A 2,928-nucleotide genomic window follows, 5' to 3' on the forward strand; every position below is an offset into this window, starting at 1 on the left:
GCTTCACCGTCACCGCCAGCGATGCCGGAGCCGGGTTCCACCTGCACGGAATCGTCGGCCTGCTGAATCTGCTGACCCTCGGATTCCTCGGGCTCGGCGGACACACCTCGACGGTGACCGTTCCGGTAAATGTGACGGCCTGGAAGCGGTCCAACACCGGACCGGCGGCAACGGTCACTGTCGGTTCGCCCAACGCGACGACAGGCGTCGTCGTCGGCAGGGTGGTCGCCACCGACACCGATGGCACCACCCTCACCTACAGTGCGCCGTCGAGTACCGGCAAGGGCACGGTGGCAGTCGCGACCAACGGCGCCTTCACCTACACACCCACCGCATCTGCGCGCCATGCCGCCGCAAGTGACTCCGCGACAAGCGCCGACCTTGCCGACTCCTTCGATATCACCGACACCGACGCCCAGGGCGGCACCACCCTGGTCTCGGTGACCGTGGCGATCGGCCCCAAGAACTCCGCCCCTGTCGCCGGCACGCCGACCGTCGGCACTCCGGATCCGTCCACCGGCGTCGTCAACGGAACCGTCACCGCAACCGATGCGGACAACGATCCGCTGACCTTCAGCACTCCGGGGTCCACCACCAGGGGCGCGGTGATAATCGACTCCGGCACAGGCGAATTCACCTACACCCCGAATACCCTCGGCGTGGCCGCCAGTACCGACACCTTCACCGTCACTATCACCGACGGCCACGGCGGCTCAACACCGGTAGCGGTCTCGGTCCCGATCCCGGCATCGGTGGTGACCGGCTCGTTGGTCACCTACGTCTTCAACTACACCGAGGGTGCCCGGTATTGGACCGCCGCCGCCAAGCAGGCGCTGCAGTTCGCGGCGGATGAGATCGCGTCCTACATCGTGGTCAGCGCGCCGGTAACCCTCACCTTCGAGGTGACGGCGTCCAATGCGCCGGACTCGGACAACTTGGCATCGGCGGGCAGCGATCTCGAGGATTCCGGTTCCGGCTACTTCTCCACGGTGGTGCAGGGCAAGCTGCTCGGAGGTGTGGACGGGAACGGATCCGGGTACGACGGCAGCATCGATGCCAACTTCGGTCAGCCATGGGCTTTCGGTGACACCGTCGCCGGCGACGAGTACGACTTCATCTCGACGATGATGCACGAGATGATGCACGCCTACGGTTTCCTGTCCTACATCGATGAGGCCGGCTACAACACCTCCCGGGAATGGACGGTGTTCGACAGCTTCGTCGCGGACGAGAACGGCACGCCGGCGATCAACACGCTGTACCGGTTCAAGGCTGCGTTCAATCCGAACCTCACCGGAGGTAACGGCGGCCTGTACTTCGTCGGCGACAACGCGGTGGCGGCCTACGGCGGGCCGGTGCCGATCTACACGCCGGATCCATGGGAGTCGGGAAGCTCCGGCTCGCACCTGGACGACGACACCTTCACCGGTTCCAACGCCCAGTTGATGAATGCGTTGGCCGACAGCGGACGTGGTGTTCGGGTGCTCAGTGCTGTGGAGCAGGGAATCCTGCAGGACCTCGGCTACACGCTGAGTCCGGCCTCGATGATCTTCATCGGGTTCTTCATCCGCCGCCGCAAGGTGAAGACGTAAAGCGGAACCGGCCGCGGCTGAGCGAAGCCGAGTGGGTCGATCTGGTGCGCGCACACCTCAGCGGCGCAAAGGAAGCGGGCGAGGTGGTGGACCTTGTTACGCGCACTGAAACTCTCACCCCGGCCGACGCCGCGAAGCGACTCGGCGTGGACCGTTCCACCATCAGCCGCAAGATCAAGAGCGGCGACATCGCCACCATCCGGGTTGGTGCCCACCATCGCATCACCCGGCGGGAGTTCGAGCGCTACCGCGACAGTCTGACGTCCGCCCCGCTGTTCACCTACCGAGATTTCGTCGACACGATCAACGGCGGTGAGGACTGGCACTTCGCTGCCAGGCAGCTGCGGGAGTTGGTGATCCGCAGCATGCGCGTCACCGCGGCCGACGCGCTAGACGCCATCCACCAGGATCCGGGACTCGCCGGCATCCGCGGCTGGGATGCGATCATCGGCGGTGTGGCGTCCATGACTGGCCGGGGGCGTGTGTCAGATCCGGTGATCTTGGATTGGTGCTTTCAATCCGAACGATACTGCGACGAAGCAATATTCGACCCGTTCGGAGTCCCGGCTAAGTACTTCTGGACCGACTACCTGCGGACCCCGATCGAACTGCGGGTACGCAACATCGTCTACCCGGCCGGCAACCTCGAAGGGGTATAAGCGTGCCCGAAAAAGAGTTCAGCGCCGACCAAATGCGCGAACTTCTCCGCGAATTGGACGCGGAGTTGCAGCGCATCGGCAGTGCCGCAACGATCTTCGTCGTTGGTGGTGCGGCAATGGCACTGGCTTACAACGCAGATCGCGCGTCTGCCGACATCGACTCGCTCTAAGCATTAGCACTGCCAGCAGCTACCGCTTCTTGTCCTTCTGACCCGGCTGACGCGGCGGTGGAGGCGTCGCCTTGGTCGTCGGCTCGAACTTGCCGCCCTTCTTGGGGTCGTACGTGCCTGCCTTCGGCTCATTCATATCCAGGCCTCCGTTCACTCGTTGTCCCCGCACGCTATCGGAATCGACGACTAGCTGTGCGTCACATCTGAACCTCGGCAACCACCGCGAAGTGGTCGCTGGCCCACACCCCGTCGACCGCGTCGGTACCGGCCAGGCGGCACTCGTTGACATGACCGGCACCGTGTCGGCGCGGGGTCGACACCATCACGTAGTCGAGCCGACGGTGCGGATGGATGGCCCGGCGGGGGACCAGCGGGTTACGCGCCGACCAGGTGTGGCCCGGATCGGTGTTGCCCGCCGCAGTCCAGGCGTCAACCAGGGTGAAACCGGGCACCGCTCCGGCGGCCAGACCGGTGGCGCGCCGGTACTCATCGGACTCCGGGGTGCAG

The 2,928-nt window shown here is 65.1% G+C and carries 4 protein-coding genes; 3 read left to right on the top strand and 1 reads right to left on the bottom strand.

Annotated elements, in window-relative coordinates:
• From ACR2JI_RS04140 to ACR2JI_RS04150, 3 genes are all read left to right on the top strand, one after another.
• Nucleotides 1-1,592, top strand: a 1,592-nt coding sequence (locus ACR2JI_RS04140) for a cadherin-like domain-containing protein (RefSeq protein ID WP_526388326.1), incomplete at its 5' end; no start/stop codon positions are given.
• A gap of 44 nt (nt 1,593-1,636) precedes the next feature.
• A complete protein-coding gene (locus ACR2JI_RS04145; protein ID WP_526388328.1) occupies nt 1,637-2,251 on the top strand; it encodes a helix-turn-helix domain-containing protein in 615 nt (204 codons plus the stop codon).
• A gap of 2 nt (nt 2,252-2,253) precedes the next feature.
• Complete coding sequence (locus ACR2JI_RS04150) at nt 2,254-2,421, top strand: hypothetical protein (protein WP_526388330.1); 168 nt, start codon at nt 2,254-2,256, stop codon at nt 2,419-2,421.
• Between the two features lie 197 nt (nt 2,422-2,618).
• Here ACR2JI_RS04150 and ACR2JI_RS04155 read toward each other — a convergent pair.
• A partial coding sequence (locus ACR2JI_RS04155; protein ID WP_526388332.1) for a hypothetical protein occupies nt 2,619-2,928 on the bottom strand: 310 nt, incomplete at its 5' end.

The organism is Mycobacterium sp., assembly GCF_051006775.1.
GTDB lineage: Bacteria > Actinomycetota > Actinomycetes > Mycobacteriales > Mycobacteriaceae > Mycobacterium.